Below are 17,393 nucleotides of genomic sequence, written 5' to 3'. Positions count from 1 at the left end.
GGCTAGCGGTCGGTGGCTTGCGCGGTTTAGTGTGAGTTTTCCACTTGCCGAAACGTGATGTTGATGCGGCCCTCTTTAAGCCCGCACCTCTCCGGCAGAGTGCCCGGACGAGTCTTGGGCACACCGTGAAACGCAAGCCGCTTGGGGCCACCAAACACGATCACATCCCCGCTGGCGAGAGTCACGTCATCCCAGGGCTTGTTGCGGTTTTCAGTCCCGCCAATGCGGAACAGGGCCTCGTCGCCGATAGAGAGCGACACAATTGGGGCAGGGGAGTTTTCGTTGCGATCCTGGTGCATCCCCATGGTGGCCCCGGGTGGGTAGTAGTTGACCAACGCCATGTCGGGCCGAAAAGTGGCGGGCCACTGGCTGAGGGATTCGTCGTAAAGCGCGGCGGCACGAAGTGCTTCGGTGGCGAGCTGTAGCAGATTGTCAGGCACAGGCGGGACGCGAACGCCGCCGACGTGCGTGACGTAGCGGTACGGATTTGTGGCCCACATGCGGCCGAGATGCAGCATGAAGACCTGCATCTGACCACTTTTGAGCTGCGGGCGAGTCATGGCCAGGGGAGTGCCGGCAACGTCGCGGGCGATGTCGCGGAGTTGCGTGATGATGCCCGCCTGCCGCTCCAATGGAAGCCACCCCGGAAGATGAACAACTCCCGGCGTGATGCGGGCATCGTCGCGCGGGAGTTGATCGAAGAGCATAGGTCTAGTTTGCCTCTTAACCCGCGATGATTGCGTTAACCGGGCGGGACAGGAACTGCGGACCAATCTTGCCCAGGTAGCGCAGAATAAAGTCCGCTGCCGATACTGAGTAGAAGTGGCGCTGGCGCTCGATGAAGTTCTGCGGATGCGTTGCCGTCGCGACCAGCGATAAAGAGGCACGATTACACTGGCCACCATGAAACCCCTGAACATCCCACCAGGTCCCGGCATCCCAAAGGGCCTCGTCATCCCCGCGGCGGAGCTCACCGAACGCTTCGCGCGCTCCGGAGGGCCGGGCGGTCAGGGCGTTAACACCACGGATTCCAAGGTGCAGCTATCGGTCGATATCGCCGAGCTCAGCGTGCTTTCCGACGTCTACCGCCGCCGCGCTCTCCAGAATCTCAGCCACCGACTCGACGGCACGACACTCACCGTGTCCGTCACCACGCAGCGCTCCCAAGTGCGCAACCGCGCGGAAGCCCGGCGTCGCTTGGCGAATCTCATTCGGGAAGCCGTGCAGCCACCGCCTCCGAGGCGCCGGAGGACTCGGCCGAGTCGGGCCTCGATTGCGCGTCGTAAAGCGCAGAAGCAACGCCGCTCCGAGCTCAAAGCCAGCCGACGTCGCCCCAGCGCCTACTAGGGGATATGGGATTTTCGTGCATCCGTTGCAATATAGAGGAATGAACGAAAATCAGGTCCCTACCGAAAAGGCAGCTGAAGCCGTCGCGGAGTTCAACCGCGTGCCCTCGATCCTGTCCATCCAGTCGCATGTGAGCTACGGCCATGTGGGTAACTCCGCTGCCGTTTTCCCGCTGCAGCGCGCAGGTTTTGAAGTGTGGCCGGTCCACACCGTCGATTTCTCCAACCACACCGGCTACGGCCAGTGGCGCGGCCCGATGATTCCGGCCACGGATGTGCGCGAGGTTATCAAGGGTATCGATGAGCTGGGCAAGCTTGACGACGTCGATGCGATTATCTCCGGTTACCAGGGCGGTAGCGATATTGCGGATGTCATCATCGAGGCCGTGGCGATGGCCAAGCAGCGCAACCCGAAGGCCATTTACTCGTGTGACCCGGTGATGGGAAATGCCAAGAGCGGCTGCCACGTCTCGGATGACATTCCGCCGCTGCTGCGCGACAAGGTTGTGCCGGTGGCAGACGTGATTACGCCGAACCAGTTTGAGCTGGGATACCTGACGGGCCGCGAGGTCAACGACCTGGAGTCCACCATTGCGGCAGCCCATGCTGCTCGTGAGATGGGCCCGGAGGCTGTGCTGGTCACCAGCGTGCTGCGTCCGGAGCGCAAGGAGGGTGAGATTGAGATGCTCGCCGTCAACGGCTCGGGCGCATGGCTGGTGGCGACGCCATACTTGCCGCTAAAGCGCAACGGCTCCGGCGATGTCACGGCTGCGCTGTTTGCGGGCAACCTGCTGCGCGGTCGCGGTATTGACGGTGACCTGTCGGTCGCGTTGGGCAACACCGCGGCCAGCATCTTTGAGCTGCTAAAGGTCACGCACGAGTCCGGCTCTGGCGAGCTGGAGCTCGTTCGTGCGCAGGAGGCCTACGTCCACCCGGAGCAGCGTTTTGAGGTTACGAAGGTAGCGTAGCGCTTTATAAGCGAATATGGGGGGAGTCGATGGCGGCAGCACTTATGTGTTGCCGCCATCGTCGTACCAGGTCTTCGGGATTTTTCTGCCTTTTACCTGGGTTCTAAACATTTGCGCAACAAGAAGAAAAGATTTTGAACCATTGAAATAAAGTTTCCAATGAGTAGATAATGAAAACGGTTACTACTTAGTTGTGCCTATCCTTCAATAAAGGGGAGTAAATGTTTTCTACCCGCACGGGGCGAACCCTGGCTGTCTCGGTCTCTGCACTTGCGATTTGTGGCCTCGGGTTGACCGCCTGTTCGAACCCCGATGATAAGTCCGCCTCCGGCGCCAGCACCGAGCAGACCCTGGTCCTGCTGGATAACAACGAAACCGGCGGATACAACCCGGTTGCTGGTTACAGCAGGTCCGGCGATTCCCCGGTCTACGAGGGCCTTTTCCGGCTCAAGCCGGTGTCGGGTGACACCTCCACGAAGCCCGTCGACTTTGAGCCTCTGCTAGCCTCCGGCCCCGCCGAGCCGAGCAATGGCAACAAAACGTGGACCGTTCCAATCAAGGACGGAATCACCTTCTCCGACGGGACTACCTTCGGGCCGGAGGACGTCGTGGCGACCTACAAGGCCATCCTCGACGAGCGCTCGGCCTCCTCTGAGGCTCCGAACTGGGAAATGCTCGATGAGGTGCACGCCGACGGAGACAAGGTCGTCTTCGAGCTGAATATCCCGTACGCGGAATTCGATCACCAGCTCCTCAACGGCATCGCCCCGTCGGAGGCCTTCAACTTCGATGATTTGAAGCCCGCCGAGGACTCAGATCTCAATACCAAGCCCGTGGGAACTGGCCCGTTCAAGCTCGAATCTTTGCGTGCCGACGAGGCCATCTTCACGGCCCGCGAGGATTATCACGGCGGGGCCCCTGAGCTGAAGAAAGTCATTTACCGAGTCAATCAGGACGAAAACTCCCGTGCTCAGCAGCTGCGCGGCGGCGAGGGCGACGGAACCATTATGGAGCCGGCGTTGGCGCAGGAATTTGAAGGCCAGGAGGGATTCAAGGTCGAGTCGGCGCATTCGGCGGACTGGCGCGGAATCACCCTTCCAGCGGGCAACCCGGTCACCGGTGACCAGGCAATCCGCAATGCGGTCAACCTGGCTGTCAACCGTGAGGCCATGGCGAAAGACGTGATGAAGGGCCACGCGAAGCCGAACTCCACCTTCCTCGCGGACTTCTACGGCGACGCCTACGACCCGACCGCCGAGATCAAGCACGACACCGCGAAAGCCGAGAAGCTTCTCGACGACGCTGGGTGGAAGAAGGGCTCGGACGGAATCCGCGTGAAGGACGGCCAGCGCGCCGCATTCGATGTCATCTACTTCCCGAACCGCGATCACGCCCGCACTGACCTGACGTTGGCCGCAGCCTCCGACCTGAAGAAGGTCGGCATTGAGGTCAATCCGGTCGCCCGTGATTCCAAGTCTGTCACCCGCGAGGACTACGCCAAGACCCCGGTCATGCTGGGAGGAGGCGGTACCCCGTACTCCGTCGACGGCCAGATCTACTCAATCTTGCACTCCAAGTACGCTGAGCCGGGTGCCGGTGCCAAGTGGGATAACGGCTCCGACTACGTCAACCCGGAGATTGACAAGCTGCTCGACCAGGCGCGCGTCGAAGCGGACCAGGCCAAGCGAGACGAGCTCTACCGTAAGATTCAGAAGCTCTACGCCGAAAAGCCCGCCATGCTGCAGCTGGTCTACGTTGACCATGTCTATGTCGAGCGCGACCGTGGCTACACGCACCCGGATGCCATCCTTGAGCCCCATGCCCACGGCCTGAACTTCGGCCCGTGGTTCAACCTGGGGGCATGGCACAAGTAAATGACAGAAGCCGAGCCACACCCACGTCCTCACCCTCGCTCGCGCCCGCACTCACACCCGCGTCTACACCCCTCTGAGCATCAACCCCGTTTCAAGAGCCGGAAACGGCAGGTCGCAGGAATCGTCGTGAGGCGAGTGCTGGTAGCCGTTCCCATCGTTGTGGCGGTGACGGCAGCAGTGTTCGCGCTGGCGGCGGTGAGCCCCTTCGACCCTTTGGATGCGTATCTCAAAGGTCAGGCGGGCAACCTGACCGAAGCGCAGAGAGTCTCGATTTCTCACCAGTTGGGGCTGGATAGGCCCTGGTGGGAGTCGTGGTTGGTGTGGCTGCAGGGCCTGGCGGTGGGCGACCTTGGCATTTCGAGGTCCTACTCACAGCCGGTGACGCAGGTGCTCGCCGAGCGTCTGCCGTGGACGATGCTGCTCGGCGCCTGCGGACTTGCCGGAGCTATCGCGCTGTCATTCGTTCTGGCACTGTGGGCTGCGGTGCGGCGCGGGGGAGTGCTAGACCGGCTAGTCCTGTCGATCTCGACGGTGATTCAGGCGACCCCGCCCTTCGTCGTTGCACTCGGCGGCCTCGGCCTTTTTGCGTTGGCCTGGAAGCTATTTCCCACCGGAGGCCTGACCTACCCGGGCGAGCCCGTGACTTTCTCCTCTACGGTGGCGCACCTTACGCTGCCAGCTGTCGTTCTTGCGATTACGCAGGTGCCGTGGCTGGTGCTGTCGTTGCGTGAGTCCATCGTCGAGGTCATGGACTCCGGCGCGGTCACCGGAGCGCAGGTCCGCGGCATTCCGCGCCGAACGATTATTTTCTCCCATATCCTGCCGACCGCAGTGCCGCCTTTCCTCGCGCTCATCGGCGCGCGACTGTCTGAGCTGGTCGTCGGATCGACACTGGTGGAGGCGGTCTTCGCGTGGCCTGGGCTCGGAACCGCGCTGGTCAAATCGGCTCAGAGCTTGGACTTTCCGCTGCTGAGCATTCTCACTATCGCGACGACGGCTATCGTCCTGCTCGGAAATCTGCTTGCCGACGTCGCCTTCGTCGTCCTCGACCCACGGGTGGATGCAGATGCTTAAAACGACAAAGAGGCCGGTCGCCCCGGTCGTGGCCGTGGCGTGCCTGGTCCTCATCGCTGCCTACGCCTTTTTAACTCCGCTGTTTCACGACTCCGACCTGGTGCTCACCGACTTCGCCAATTCCGGTGTCGCCCCGGGGCCTGAGCACTTCTTCGGTACCGATTCGAAGGGGCACGACGTTTTCGTTCGAGTTGCTGCGGGAATGCGCATTTCCCTTTTCATTGCACTGGTCACGGCAGTGTGCTCGGCGATCGTCGGTATCGTCCTCGGCGTTACCGCAGGCATGCTCGGCGGGCGCGTCGACCGCGTCATTATGCGCAGCGCCGACGTCACCAACGCGCTGCCGCACCTGCTACTGGGGCTGCTCATCGTCAGCCTTTTCCGAGGCTCGGTCCCCGCAATCATCATCTCCCTGGTACTGACGCACTGGGTGACCATCACCCGAACGGTCCGTGCGTCCGTGCTGCATCTGCGGGGCGCCGAGTTCGTCGAGGCCGCGCTCCTGTCCGGAATGAGCCGCGCACGCGTGCTAGCTCGGCACGTTGTTCCGGCGGCACTGGGGCAGTCCTTGGTCGGCCTTATCTTGCTGATCCCGCACGCAATCTGGCACGAGTCGACGCTGTCTTTCCTTGGGGTGGGCCTGCCGCCGCACAAGCCGTCTCTCGGGACTCTGCTTGCCGACGCCGAGGGCGCCCTGCTTCTCGGCCATTGGTGGATTTTGGTGTTTCCCTCGTTTTTCCTCGTCGCCACAACGTTGTGTATTGCGGCCGTCGGCACGCATTTGAAGGAGCGGGTGACCGGACAGGAGGTGCTGGTGTGAGTGCTCGGGAGGGCGTCGGCAAGCGAGAGAAGCTGCTGGACATTGAGAGACTGACAGTGCGGATTCCCCTGCGCGGTGGTGACGTGGTGCATGCCGCGACGGGCGTGTCCCTGACTGTGGGTAGGGGAGAGGTCGTCGCGGTTGTGGGTGAGTCGGGCTGCGGAAAGTCGATTATTGCCTCGGCGGTGGTTGGCATGCTGCCGCCGCACGCGAGAGTAGAGGGGCAGGTGCGTTTCTATCCGCGCGAAGGGGCAGCTGACAGTGGTGCAGAAGCGGAGAGGAACGCCGAGCCCATCGAAATTCTGGCGCGGCGACGTACCGGCGCGGGCCTTGCTCGCACTGACGAGGAGCTGGCGGGGCGGCAAATCGCGCTAGTACCGCAGTCGGCGGCGACGTTTTTGACACCGGTGCGCACGGTCGGGGCACAGCTAAAAGAAACAATTTCCGTTCTGGGGCGCAACCACACGGTGGAGGAGATGCTGCGGCGAGTCAGCCTGGATGCGGAGGTCGCGGCGCTGTATCCCCACGAACTTTCCGGGGGTATGGCGCAGCGCGCAGCAGTGGCATTCGCCCTGGCTGGCGACCCTGCTCTGGTGATTGCTGACGAGCCGACGGCCTCCCTCGACCCCGACCTGACCATGGCCCTGCTGCGCATGCTTCGCCAAATCGCCGACAGTGGTGTGGGAGTCATGCTAATTACGCACGACATTTCCGAGCTGCGCGATAGCGGCATCGCCGACCGAGTTGCAGTGATGTACGCATCGCGCCTTGAGGAGACGGGACCGGCAAAACAGGTGATTGAGGCCCCAGCCAGCGAATACATGCGCGACCTGCTCGCAGCGCTGCCCGAAAACGGCATGCGGCCGATGCCCGGCGTGGTGCCGAGCTTGACGAACCTGGACGAGGACTATTGCTACGCGCGCAGGCTCGAGGAGGCGGGGAAATGAACGAGGAGGCTGTGGTGAGTAAGGCGTTGGTGAGTGAGCAGGCTTCGGTGAGCTGTGACGCGCAGGCGAGTGGCAAAGCGCTGGTCGCCGAGAACGTGTCGAAGTCATTCGGCGCCAAGGACGGCTCTGCGAGAGTCGTTTTATCGGACGTTTCCATCAGGGTTGATCCAGGGCAGATCGTCGGGCTTCGTGGGCCTTCGGGGGCTGGCAAGTCCACGCTCGGCCGTATCCTCGCAGGCCTGGAAGTGCCCGATTTAGGGCAGTGCTTCTGCGACGGGGTGCCGGTCGGCGCTGTGCGCAGCCGCGCCGGGCAGCGGGTTCGTGGCCAGATTGGGATGGTGTTTCAGTCTCCCCGAAGGTCCTGCGACCCGCGGATGACTTTGGGGCGCACCATTCGCTCAGCCGCACGACAGGGGCGGCAAGGGCGGCGGGATGGTCAGCGAACCGGGAAAAGTGTGGACATCGACGAGCTCATCCGAAACGTTGGGCTGACTCCGGACCTTCTCGATCGCTTCCCTAGCCAGGTCTCAGACGGGCAGCTCCAGCGTGCCGCAGTCGCTCGCACCCTGGCCGCCGGTCCACGCTACCTCATCTGCGACGAGATGACCGCCATGCTCGACGCCGCCAACTCCGCGGCAATCGTCGAGGTCATCCGGGATTTCGCCGTATCTGGCGGCGGTGTTCTCATGATTAGCCATGAACACAGGCTTCTCGCCGCCGTGTGCGACGGCGTCGTCGCCTTAGAGTAGCGATATTGCTTAGCGCCCAGCTTGGAGTCATTGAACCTTCACTGCCTGTGATCGCCGATAGAATTTAGGAATTAGGGTAGCCATACCTATGACAGGTAGTGTAGGCTCTCCTTTTGTTGGTTGAATGGTTGGCTATCAATCGTTACTTGCTTGAAGGACTTCTATTGATTGATTCAAAAACTCCAAAGCTTCGACTTTTGACCCGATCGGACTTGGAAGATATCGAACTCGAACCTTCGCTGGTTATCCGTGCAGTAGAAGATGGATACTTGGCATTCGCGGAAGGTTCCTCGCAGTGCCCGACAAAAATGATGATTGACTTACCGGTTGAGAGCCGGGACTCGATTGCTTTTTCGATGCTCGGTTTTGATGCCAACCGTGATCTCGTTGGATACAAGACCTCTTATCGCCACGGAAGCGACAACCCAGATAAGTACTACACCACCATTAGTCTCTACGACGATGAAAGCGGCATGCCATACGCGCTAATGGACTGCCAAAAAGTTGGAGCCTCGCGAACTCCCGCTACGACAGCATTGATTGCGCGAGAATGTGCACGCGCTGATGCGAAGACTGTGACTGTTTTTGGCACTGGGATTCAGTCAGTTAACACACTTTCCTACTTGGTCACAGCAGTGCCGAGCCTCGAAAAACTACAGCTGCATGGAACTCATCCGGGAGGATTAGAAAAAAGCCGGAAGTCGCTTAATCACTGGTTTCCCGAGCGGAATATCGAACTAGTTGAACGCGATGATGCTTCTGTTATGAAGGCAGTTCAAAGCAGCGATATCACCGTAGTTGCTTCCGGTCGTGCCTGGCACCCATCGATTCAAACTGAATGGATTCCCGAAGGTGGGCTGCTAATTTCTGTTGCTTCCAAGGGAATTGCGGATGGTGCTGTTGCTGCTGCAGACAGGGTAATTGCTACTAGTGCCGGACAGTTCGAGCTAGTTGGGCAGCGATTGCTCCAGGGCAAAGAAGTGGAATTGGATGCAACACTACCCGATATTCTCGCGCGAAAGGCCCCAGGGCGCACGAATGAAACTGACCGAGTTTTTGCATTCTCGACGGGAATGATTATTACGGATATTCCAGTTGCTCAGGAACTTGCGGTTCGTGCATTTTCTGCTGGGCGAGGTACGGAGGTGTCGCTATGGTCGTAACGCTCGCTGTCGGCACTACGGGAAATGAAAAGTGAACGATAAAATTTTTGCTTCTACACTCTCTGTGCCCAAGACCTCGACACTGGTCCCGAAACAACGTGACTGGGCGAAAGATTTACTGTCAATTCCAAGTGACGGCGTCTCGGAACTAACTCGTTTAGCCACACTAGCGGCAGGGCCTTTTCATGTTCTAAATACTCAGGTCTTTCGCCAGAATTTGAATGCTTTTGCTGCTGTTTGCGAGCGTCACGGAGTCGACTCGCATATCTACTTCGCTCACAAAGCAAATAAGTCTGCGTGCTGGATCCCCGCAGTCGCCGAAGAGGGTCATCGCGTAGATGTTGCGAGCGGGGAGGAGCTCACCGGCGCTTTAGGCGCTGGTGTGTGTGCTGCCGACTTAGTTGTTACGGGTGCGGAAAAATCGCAATCGCTTTTGACTCTTGCTCTCAAGCAGAGAGTTCTAATTGCAGTAGATTCTCCGAGCGAACTATTCCGAATTAATTCGCTGGCTAAGGATCTTGGAGTCGTTGATGCTCCGGTGTTGATTAGGTTACTGCCTGAAGAACAGCCTGAGACTCGCTTCGGCACCTCCATGGCACAGTGGCTTCGAGAGCTTGAGGTCCTGCGAGAACAATCTAGTAATGGGATTGACTGTAGGGGCGTGACCTTCCATTTGAACGGATACAGTCCCGCTCAGCGTAACCGCCAAGCACATAAAGCTTTGGATTTTATGGAAATTCTTCGAATTAAAGGATGGACGGCAGAGATGCTGGACATAGGTGGAGGATTTTCGGTTCAGTATTGTGAGCCATCCCAGTGGGAAATGTTTCGGGAAAAAGTTATTGATTCACCGGATAAGCGAGACTATTTTCATGCTGGTCGAATTCCAGAAGGGCTTTATCCGTATGGCGGGCAGGGCAATGATGGCCCTGAAATGTTAGATGAAATTCTTTCGGGATTAGCTAATTCGCCTTCAGTTGAGAGGATTGATAGAACTAGCGCTTCGCTTGCGGAACGGCTAAAAAATGGGCGATTTCAGTTGGCCATTGAACCAGGCCGAGCGGCGTTAGATGGTTGTGGATTGAGCGTTTTTCCAATTCAGGGTGTGAAATGGAGAGACAACTACATAATTATTACTGTTGCGGGTTTAAGTATGAGTCTTTCTGAGCAATGGAAAGGCAGTGAATACATGCCTGACATGACGTTATGGGAGAATCCCTGCTCAGATGATGTCGCCAATTACATGGGCAGGCCTAGCGGCGGCAGTAATTGTCTATCGCGCTCGGTTGGTGTCTGTGTTGGCGGAAGTAGCTGTATGGAATATGACATGCTCACCTGGCGAAAGGTCCAAATGAATCGAATTCCGAGAGTTGGGGATTTGGTTATTTATCACAATACGGCTGGTTATCAGATGGATAAAAATGAAAGCGAATTTCATCAAATTCGTCTGCCCATGCGGTTTGTTTGGGAAGGTCAGGGAAGCTTGCCGAAAATAGATAGGCCTTTATATCGGGAATTGGTTTAAATGTCTAATTGGGGTCTGTCATGATTGATTTTCCATATTCTGAAAAAAAATTAAGAAAACCTTGCGCAACGTGTTCGCTTGAGAGTTGTAGTTTAATTGGAAACACGCCAATTCTTGAACTGTGTAATACCGGATCCGGAAGCCGGTTATTACTGAAGATGGATTGCCTAAATCCGACGGGAAGCGTAAAGGTGCGAATGGCGCTGGAGATGATTGTTGCTGCGGAGATCTCCGGCGAGCTCAAGCCGGGCGGAAGAATCATTGAACCCACTAGTGGAAACACTGGTTTAGGTCTGGCATTTGTGGCCTCTCAGCGGGGATACAAGTTTACGGCGATTGTGGATCATCACGCTGCCAAGGACAAGCTGCGTTCCATGCAAGCACTTGGAGCAGAGTTGGTCTTCGTCGGGGATAAAGAATCCTGTGTTCCGTCTACGAGCCTTAGACGTGCGAAGGCCGCAGAAATTGTCGCCGAGACCTCGGATGCATGGTGGCCAGACCAGCACAATAATCCCAACAACCCAGCTGGTTACTGGCAGCTTGCATACGAACTCGATGAGCAAATCCCAGAAAAGGTTGACGTTCTCGTTGCGGCAATCGGAACGGGCGGGACGTTGTGCGGTACAACGGAACATCTGAGGAAGCTTGGGCATACCGCCGAGTCGTTGGCTGTTGAACCCGAAGGCTCCATCATTTTTGGTGGGGTGCCAGGGGCATATAAGCAATCAGGTGCCGGTGCTCCGTCGGGTTTCAAAATCGGCAATAACGTCCGCTACGACCTCATCGACCATGGAGTCAAAGTTAGCGATGTCAAGGCATTCGCCGCGGCCCGAGTGTTGGCTAGGGAACATGGGCTCATGGTTGGAGGCACAGCAGGTGCTGCAATCTACGAAGGTTTGCGTCATCTACACGAGTTTCAGGCAGGAACAACAATGGTCGTCATTGTTTGTGATGCTGGTGAGAAATATCTCGACACAATTTTTGATACTGATTGGCTTCAGAAAAATCATTTGTATTCAGAAGTTATGGAGCGTCAAGTTTCGCGAATGCTCAGAGCCTATGGTGATTCTCGTGCCATTGCTAGTTCCTTCGAGGTGGCCGGGTGATAAATCCAGCTCGTGCAATTGGCCAGCAAACCGTGTCCTACCGTGATGTCTATTCGCTTGCGCTACCCATCGCGGGCGTTCAGCTAGCGGGGGTTGCGCTAACCACGACCGATGTGCTGATGCTGCAGACCCTCGGTGTAGTGGCAATTGCCGGCGGCGGACTCGCAATGCAGTTCTACAACCAGATTCGCACCATGTGTGTCGGTATGGTCACCGCCGGAGGCAACCTAGTAGCCGAGGCCGCGTCGGAGTGGGAAAAGACAGGCGAGGAAGTTGCGGCTGAGCGAATCCGCCAAGCGGTACGCAGTTGCATGGCCGTCGGTACCGCAACTGCAATCATTGGTGGCCTCATCGTGATTTCATTTGGTGCGCTTGCACTCATCTTGCCCATCGACGACACTGTTGCCGAGCTAGCGTTCTCGATGACGGTCGCGCTTGCACCAGGCCTTATCCCGATGATTTGGCTCAATGTCCTGCGGCAGTTTGCAGTCGGCATGCGTCGGCCGGGCTCTCTGCTGGTGGTTACGCTCATCTCCATCGTTGTCAACGCTGCTCTCAACGCTGGATTCCTCCGGCTAACAAGTGTCAATGAATGGGGAACTGCATGGGGACTGGTGGGCATCGGTCTGTCGACCACCTGCGTCCAGGTTTTTACCCTGCTGTCCTTTGCTGGCTTGCTGCAAAGAGACCGTCAGCTACGGAAATTCTTCGCGGTCATTCCGAGGCCCGGCGACGCAGCATGCATGAGGCGCATTATTCGGCTTGGGATTCCAGTTTCGCTTACCTACGGCTCTGAAGCTGCGATTACTACTATCGCAGGTCTAGCGATGGGCCTGGTTAGCCCAGTCATGCTGGCAGCGCACACCGTTGTTAACCAACTCGCTTATATCGTCTACCAAGTATGTATCGGCTTCTCGCACGGAGGATCTATACTGGTCAGCCGTGCATTAGCGGATGGTGCCGAGGCAGTCAAACAGGTATCACGTCGGGTTTTGCACGCAGTGGGTATTTATCTTGCCGTCGTCGGTTTGCTCTGGTTGCTACTGGGCAAGTACGTCGTTGGACTGTTCCTTACTGATTCCAACGTTAGTGCCAATCCCGATGTACGCCATATAGCGACAATCTTGTTGTGCCTTGCCGTGCTTCAGCAGTTCGCTAAAGGCTCCCAGAACGTGCTGGTGGGGCTCCTTCGTGGGCTGCGCGACACGAAGTCGGGTCTCAGTGCGACCCTTTGGGGCTACTGGGCGGTGGGGGTTCCAGCTCTCCTGATTCTTGGCCTTGGCCTTCGTTGGGAAGGATATGGCGTTTGGGTTGGGCTCATCCTTGGCTTTTCCACGACCGCTGCTCTGCTTTACCGCGCTCTGCAGCGTCACCTGCAACCCACTAGTTCCGTGTGACGGCCGAAGCTTCGTAACACCCATCCAGAAATAGTCTGAACCATCCACGTAAAGATGACGTTTTCCCTCTACCGAAGGGGATCCGAGGAGCTGAATATGCGGTCGACTGACCGCCTGCTCCGGAAAGAAGAAAATGAAGAAAATGAAGGTTAGTTCTCCTCTTACTCCAAGCGTGCTACTGCGTGACTTCCCCGCAAGGGTGCTTTTCGCGGTACTCCTATGCATGTCGCTCGTCCTTCTCGCCGCTTGCTCAGATGGAAATGGAGACGCATCCGCTAGCAGTGAGAAGCGTACCGTCGTCGATGCGCTAGGACGCGAAGTTAAAGTCCCGCAGAATGTCGAGCGAATCCTGATGGGCGGGCAGAAGATGCTTTACACGACGGCGCTTCTGAACCCAGACAATCCAACTGACAAGATCGTTGCCTGGCCAGAGGACCTGAAGGAAAACGACAAAGCCACTTACGACCGCTACGTTGAGAAGTTCCCCAAAATCAAGGACATCCCGACCACAGGCGAGATTTACAACAACACTATGTCGCTGGAACAGGCTCTGGAGTCCCGACCCGATGTCTTCGTAGTAAATGCGGGTGTCTTCGACGCGGCTAAAGATGCTGGAATCGTTGATGGATTAGAAAAGGCAGGCGTGCCGACGGTGACTGTCGACTACTTCATTGACCCAGTGAAAAACACCGAGCCCAGTATTCGAATGATGGGACAACTGCTGGGGCGTGAAAAGCAGGCGGAAGACTTTATCAACTACTACGAGAAGAAGGTCAACAAGGTCGCTGACCGCCTTGCCGAGAAGAAACCAGCACCGACACCGACATTCCTGTGGCGAGCACCCGGTTACTTTGACTGCTGCTCAACCTTCGCCAAGTCCAACCTGGCGCAGATTGTCAATTTTGCCGGTGGACTAAACCTTGGCGACGAAATGATTGATGCGAAGCAAGGGCAGGTATCGCCAGAGGCATTGGCCGGGAAGAATCCTGAAGTCATCATTGCCACAGGCGCAGACTGGGATCAGGGTAAGACTCCGGTCAAGGAAGGAAATTACGTACCGCTGGGTTACTCGGAATCGAAGGAAGAGGCGCAAAAGGCCCTTCACGATGTCGTCGGTAAGCAGCCCGCTGTGCGTGAAGTCGACGCGGTGAAAAGTAAGCGTACTTTCGTCGCATGGCATCATTTTTACGATTCGCCATATAACTTCCTGGCAGTCGAGATGTTTGCAAAGGCCATGCACCCGGACTTGTTCGGCGACATTGACACTGAACGAGAGGTACAGGACCTGCACGATAAGTTCCTGCCAATCGAGGCCTCGGGCACCTTCTGGACTGGGCTGGAGTGATGTCGAACATGCAAGTTTCGCACGGAAACCTGGCAACAACGCAGGGGAGCGGAGACGCCGTTCGCGGGGAGCAGGAAGTCAGCCCTGATAGAGTAATGGTGCAGTCAACTTTTCACTGGTATCAGCGCGCAGCACGGAAGAAGTGGGTGATAATCGCTCTGATTACTGTGGTGTTGGCTTTGACATCGCTTGCTGACTTTCTACTCGGTGGCGGTAGCATGCCTGCCAGCGAAGTTTTGCATACATTGACCCATCCGGTTGGTGCGCGACCCATTGACCACCAGATTGTTTTCGACATTCGGCTTCCGATGACCGTGACTGCAGTGCTCGTCGGAGCGACGCTGGCAGCGGCGGGCTCACAAATGCAGACAATTCTGGGAAATCCCCTGGCCGAGCCGTACACCCTGGGCGTGTCAGCGGCGGCCGGATTCGGTGCTGCCCTGGCTGTGGTCACCGGCTTCGCTTCTGAGGGAATCGGTGCGGTGCTGGGGATGGCCGGGACTGCGTGGGTGTTCGCGATGCTGGCCTGCGCTGCGATTCTGCTCTTTTCCCGATTTCGTGGCCCAGGAGTCGAGGGGATGATTCTCCTCGGTATCGCGATTGTATTCTTTTTCGACGCTCTACTGGCCCTGATGCAATACCTGGCCTCGGAGACGCAGTTGGAACAGGTTGTGTTCTGGACGATGGGTAGTCTCACCCGCTCGAACTGGACGCAGATTGCGTTGCTCGCGGTGATATTCGTGATGGGGCTACTCTTCTTTTACCTCAATGCCTGGTCGCTGACTGCATTCCGGATGGGCGATGACCGCGCAAAAGCCCTTGGCGTAGACGTTGATCGACTGCGTGCGCTGACCCTTATCGTGGTGTCCTTTATGGCGGCAACCGCTGTGTCGATGGCCGGTACGATTGGATTTATCGGTCTCGTCGGCCCACACGTTGCGCGCTTATTGGTAGGCGAAGATCAACGTTATTTTCTTACTGCTTCGACTTTGGTAGGGGCGCTGCTTCTGGTTGCGGCATCGGCAGTGTCGAAGGTGATTCAACCGGGTGTAATTCTTCCCGTAGGCATTATTACCGCAATTGTAGGAGTGCCCGTATTTGTCGCGATTATCGCTGGCCAGAGGAGGAAAATGTGGGTTGGCTAAAGGCAAGTCGCTTTGTCGGGAACGACGCTGTACATGGTCATCACGACAGCCCCAGTAAACCTGACGGTAAACCCCTCGGCGAAACCCCTCCAGAATCGTCCGCTCTTAGCGCGCGAGGAGTGTCTTTTGCTTACGACGGCCATCATGTCCTGCACAATGTCGACGTTGGGCCTCTTCCGATGGGAAGCGTGACTGCGTTGGTCGGTCCCAACGGAGCTGGCAAATCGACACTGCTGAGGTGTTTGGCGGGCCTTGAAAACTGCTCGGGGCAGGTACGTGCTGAAAGATCTCTATATTTGCCACAGGACCCTCCGCCGCTGAGCTCATTGACCGTGTACGAAAGCGTCCTGCTTGCCCGGCAACAGTCGTTTTCTGGGTTTTCCGCACTGCGTGTCGGATCCACAGTGCGGGCAGAAGTGCAGGCCACCATTGAACGACTTGGGTTGGTTGCGTTGTCATCGCGGCTGATGTCTGAGTTGTCTGGGGGACAGCGGCAGTTGGTGAGTTTTGCGCAGGCGGTTGTGCGACGACCTCGGGTATTGCTTCTCGACGAGCCCACCAGCGCACTCGACCTGCGTAACCAATTGATGCTTCTCGGGCAGGTACGCAAGTGTGCGCGGGAATTGCCCTGCGCGGTAGTGATGACACTTCATGACCTGGGGCAAGCGGCGCGCTTTTGCGAACATGTGGTTGTTCTAGCCGATGGTCGGGTCAGCAGTGCAGGGCCTCCGGCAGAGGTCATTAATGAAGCTATGCTGCGAGAGGTTTATCAGGTAGAAGGTGCGGTGCTCCCGACTCGCAATGGCGGGCTGGCGGTCGAAGCGTCGGAGGCACTCTAGCGCAGACCCGTGACTGTAGCGCACGCTCTCGGCTGTTCTACAGCCACGAATGAGCGCTAAAGTGCAGGGCCCGACGAGCGCCCCAGCCGGCGCCCCCCCTAACTGCCCCTAGTAGTAGAACGGGAACTCGTCCCAGTTCGGGTCACGCTTTTCCAGGAACGCTTCCTTGCCCTCGACGGCCTCGTCGGTCATGTACGCCAGGCGAGTAGCCTCGCCCGCGAAGACCTGCTGGCCCATCAGTCCGTCATCGGTCAGGTTGAAAGCGAACTTCAGCATGCGCTGCGCCGTTGGGGACTTACCGTTGATCATGCGGCCCCACTCCACCGCGACATCTTCCAGCTCAGCGTGGTCGGCGACCTCGTTGACAGCGCCCATGCGGTGCATGGTCTCAGCGTCGTAGGAACGGCCGAGGAAGAAAATCTCGCGGGCAAACTTCTGACCAACCTGCTTCGCCAGGTAGGCCGAGCCATAGCCGGCATCGAAAGATCCCACGTCAGCGTCGGTCTGCTTAAAGCGGGCCTCCTGGCGGGATGCCAGTGTCAGGTCACACACCACGTGCAGGGAGTGTCCGCCACCTGCGGCCCAACCATTGACCACGGCAATGACAACCTTCGGCATAGTGCGAATCAGGCGCTGCACCTCCAGGATGTGCAGGCGACCTCCCTCGACCTTGGCGCGCGCGGTATCGATGGTGGATGCGTCCGCCGTAGCGTCGTCATGCTCGTGAGACGTTGCGTACTGATAACCGGAACGACCGCGAATGCGCTGGTCGCCGCCGGAGCAGAATGCCCAGCCACCGTCCTTGGTGCTCGGGCCGTTACCGGTCAGCAGCACAACGCCGACATCCGGGGTGCGGCGCGCGTGGTCGAGCGCGCGGTAGAGCTCATCGACGGTATGCGGGCGGAATGCGTTACGAACCTCCGGGCGATCAAACGCAATACGCACAATGCCGTTCTCGCGGCCCACGCCGACGTGGCGGTGGTAGGTGATGTCGGTCAAATCCTCAAAACCATCAACCGTCTTCCACTGCTCGGGGCGGAAGGGATTATCGGTCGAGTACTTCGCGGTATCAGTCATGGCTTCCAGCATAAAGGT

Annotated in this window: 16 protein-coding genes; 14 read left to right on the top strand and 2 right to left on the bottom strand. The window is 57.9% G+C overall.

The window, feature by feature from the left end:
* Positions 1 to 26 precede the first annotated feature (26 nt).
* Positions 27 to 707, bottom strand: a complete 681-nt coding sequence (locus Q0U90_RS00945; RefSeq protein WP_297450273.1) for an alpha-ketoglutarate-dependent dioxygenase AlkB — start codon at positions 705 to 707, stop codon at positions 27 to 29.
* 196 nt (positions 708 to 903) lie between these two features.
* Between Q0U90_RS00945 and arfB the strand changes: the two genes are divergently transcribed.
* From arfB to Q0U90_RS00875, 14 genes are all read left to right on the top strand, one after another.
* Positions 904 to 1,347: an alternative ribosome rescue aminoacyl-tRNA hydrolase ArfB gene (gene arfB / locus Q0U90_RS00940; RefSeq protein WP_070858377.1), complete on the top strand. Its 444-nt coding sequence runs from the start codon at positions 904 to 906 to the stop codon at positions 1,345 to 1,347.
* Positions 1,348 to 1,387: 40 nt separating this feature from the next.
* Entirely contained in the window at positions 1,388 to 2,314 is a 927-nt protein-coding gene (gene pdxY / locus Q0U90_RS00935) for a pyridoxal kinase PdxY (RefSeq protein WP_242458701.1), read from the top strand.
* A 221-nt stretch (positions 2,315 to 2,535) separates the two neighbouring features.
* Complete coding sequence (locus Q0U90_RS00930) at positions 2,536 to 4,188, top strand: ABC transporter substrate-binding protein (protein ID WP_297450261.1); 1,653 nt, start codon at positions 2,536 to 2,538, stop codon at positions 4,186 to 4,188.
* A gap of 126 nt (positions 4,189 to 4,314) precedes the next feature.
* On the top strand, positions 4,315 to 5,262 hold the full coding sequence (locus tag Q0U90_RS00925) for an ABC transporter permease (protein ID WP_016422018.1): 948 nt from the start codon (positions 4,315 to 4,317) through the stop codon (positions 5,260 to 5,262).
* Positions 5,255 to 6,082 (top strand): ABC transporter permease, encoded by an 828-nt coding sequence (locus Q0U90_RS00920; RefSeq protein WP_016422019.1) that lies wholly within the window; start codon positions 5,255 to 5,257, stop codon positions 6,080 to 6,082. The genes Q0U90_RS00925 and Q0U90_RS00920 overlap by 8 nt, the downstream gene beginning before the upstream one ends.
* Positions 6,079 to 7,029, top strand: a complete 951-nt coding sequence (locus Q0U90_RS00915) for an ABC transporter ATP-binding protein (RefSeq protein WP_016422020.1) — start codon at positions 6,079 to 6,081, stop codon at positions 7,027 to 7,029. Before Q0U90_RS00920 ends, Q0U90_RS00915 begins: the two co-directional genes overlap by 4 nt.
* The gene (locus Q0U90_RS00910) at positions 7,026 to 7,778 is read left to right on the top strand and encodes an ATP-binding cassette domain-containing protein (RefSeq protein ID WP_016422021.1); all 753 of its coding nucleotides are present in this window, start codon (positions 7,026 to 7,028) and stop codon (positions 7,776 to 7,778) included. Before Q0U90_RS00915 ends, Q0U90_RS00910 begins: the two co-directional genes overlap by 4 nt.
* 164 nt (positions 7,779 to 7,942) lie before the next feature.
* Entirely contained in the window at positions 7,943 to 8,941 is a 999-nt protein-coding gene (locus tag Q0U90_RS00905; protein WP_070653449.1) for an ornithine cyclodeaminase, read from the top strand.
* Positions 8,942 to 8,972: 31 nt separating this feature from the next.
* On the top strand, positions 8,973 to 10,466 hold the full coding sequence (locus Q0U90_RS00900) for a hypothetical protein (protein WP_083296848.1): 1,494 nt from the start codon (positions 8,973 to 8,975) through the stop codon (positions 10,464 to 10,466).
* Positions 10,467 to 10,486: 20 nt separating this feature from the next.
* On the top strand, positions 10,487 to 11,572 hold the full coding sequence (locus Q0U90_RS00895; protein WP_297450247.1) for a cysteine synthase family protein: 1,086 nt from the start codon (positions 10,487 to 10,489) through the stop codon (positions 11,570 to 11,572).
* Positions 11,569 to 12,969, top strand: coding sequence for an MATE family efflux transporter (locus tag Q0U90_RS00890; RefSeq protein WP_065421727.1), 1,401 nt, complete (start codon positions 11,569 to 11,571; stop codon positions 12,967 to 12,969). Before Q0U90_RS00895 ends, Q0U90_RS00890 begins: the two co-directional genes overlap by 4 nt.
* A 223-nt stretch (positions 12,970 to 13,192) precedes the next feature.
* On the top strand, positions 13,193 to 14,314 hold the full coding sequence (locus Q0U90_RS00885) for an ABC transporter substrate-binding protein (RefSeq protein ID WP_224783767.1): 1,122 nt from the start codon (positions 13,193 to 13,195) through the stop codon (positions 14,312 to 14,314).
* 95 nt (positions 14,315 to 14,409) lie between these two features.
* Positions 14,410 to 15,459, top strand: coding sequence for an iron ABC transporter permease (locus Q0U90_RS00880; protein WP_042389120.1), 1,050 nt, complete (start codon positions 14,410 to 14,412; stop codon positions 15,457 to 15,459).
* 179 nt (positions 15,460 to 15,638) lie between these two features.
* A complete protein-coding gene (locus tag Q0U90_RS00875) occupies positions 15,639 to 16,298 on the top strand; it encodes an ABC transporter ATP-binding protein (protein WP_080969612.1) in 660 nt (219 codons plus the stop codon).
* A 108-nt stretch (positions 16,299 to 16,406) separates the two neighbouring features.
* On the opposite strand, the gene Q0U90_RS00870 is transcribed toward Q0U90_RS00875, so the two are convergent.
* On the bottom strand, positions 16,407 to 17,375 hold the full coding sequence (locus Q0U90_RS00870) for a 1,4-dihydroxy-2-naphthoyl-CoA synthase (RefSeq protein ID WP_297450237.1): 969 nt from the start codon (positions 17,373 to 17,375) through the stop codon (positions 16,407 to 16,409).
* Between the last annotated feature and the right edge of the window lie 18 nt (positions 17,376 to 17,393).

It is taken from the genome of uncultured Corynebacterium sp. (genome assembly GCF_946998835.1).
In the GTDB taxonomy this organism is placed as follows: Bacteria; Actinomycetota; Actinomycetes; order Mycobacteriales; family Mycobacteriaceae; genus Corynebacterium.
Note: the sequence above shows the minus strand (reverse complement) of the source record. Positions and strands in the feature narration are given on the sequence as shown.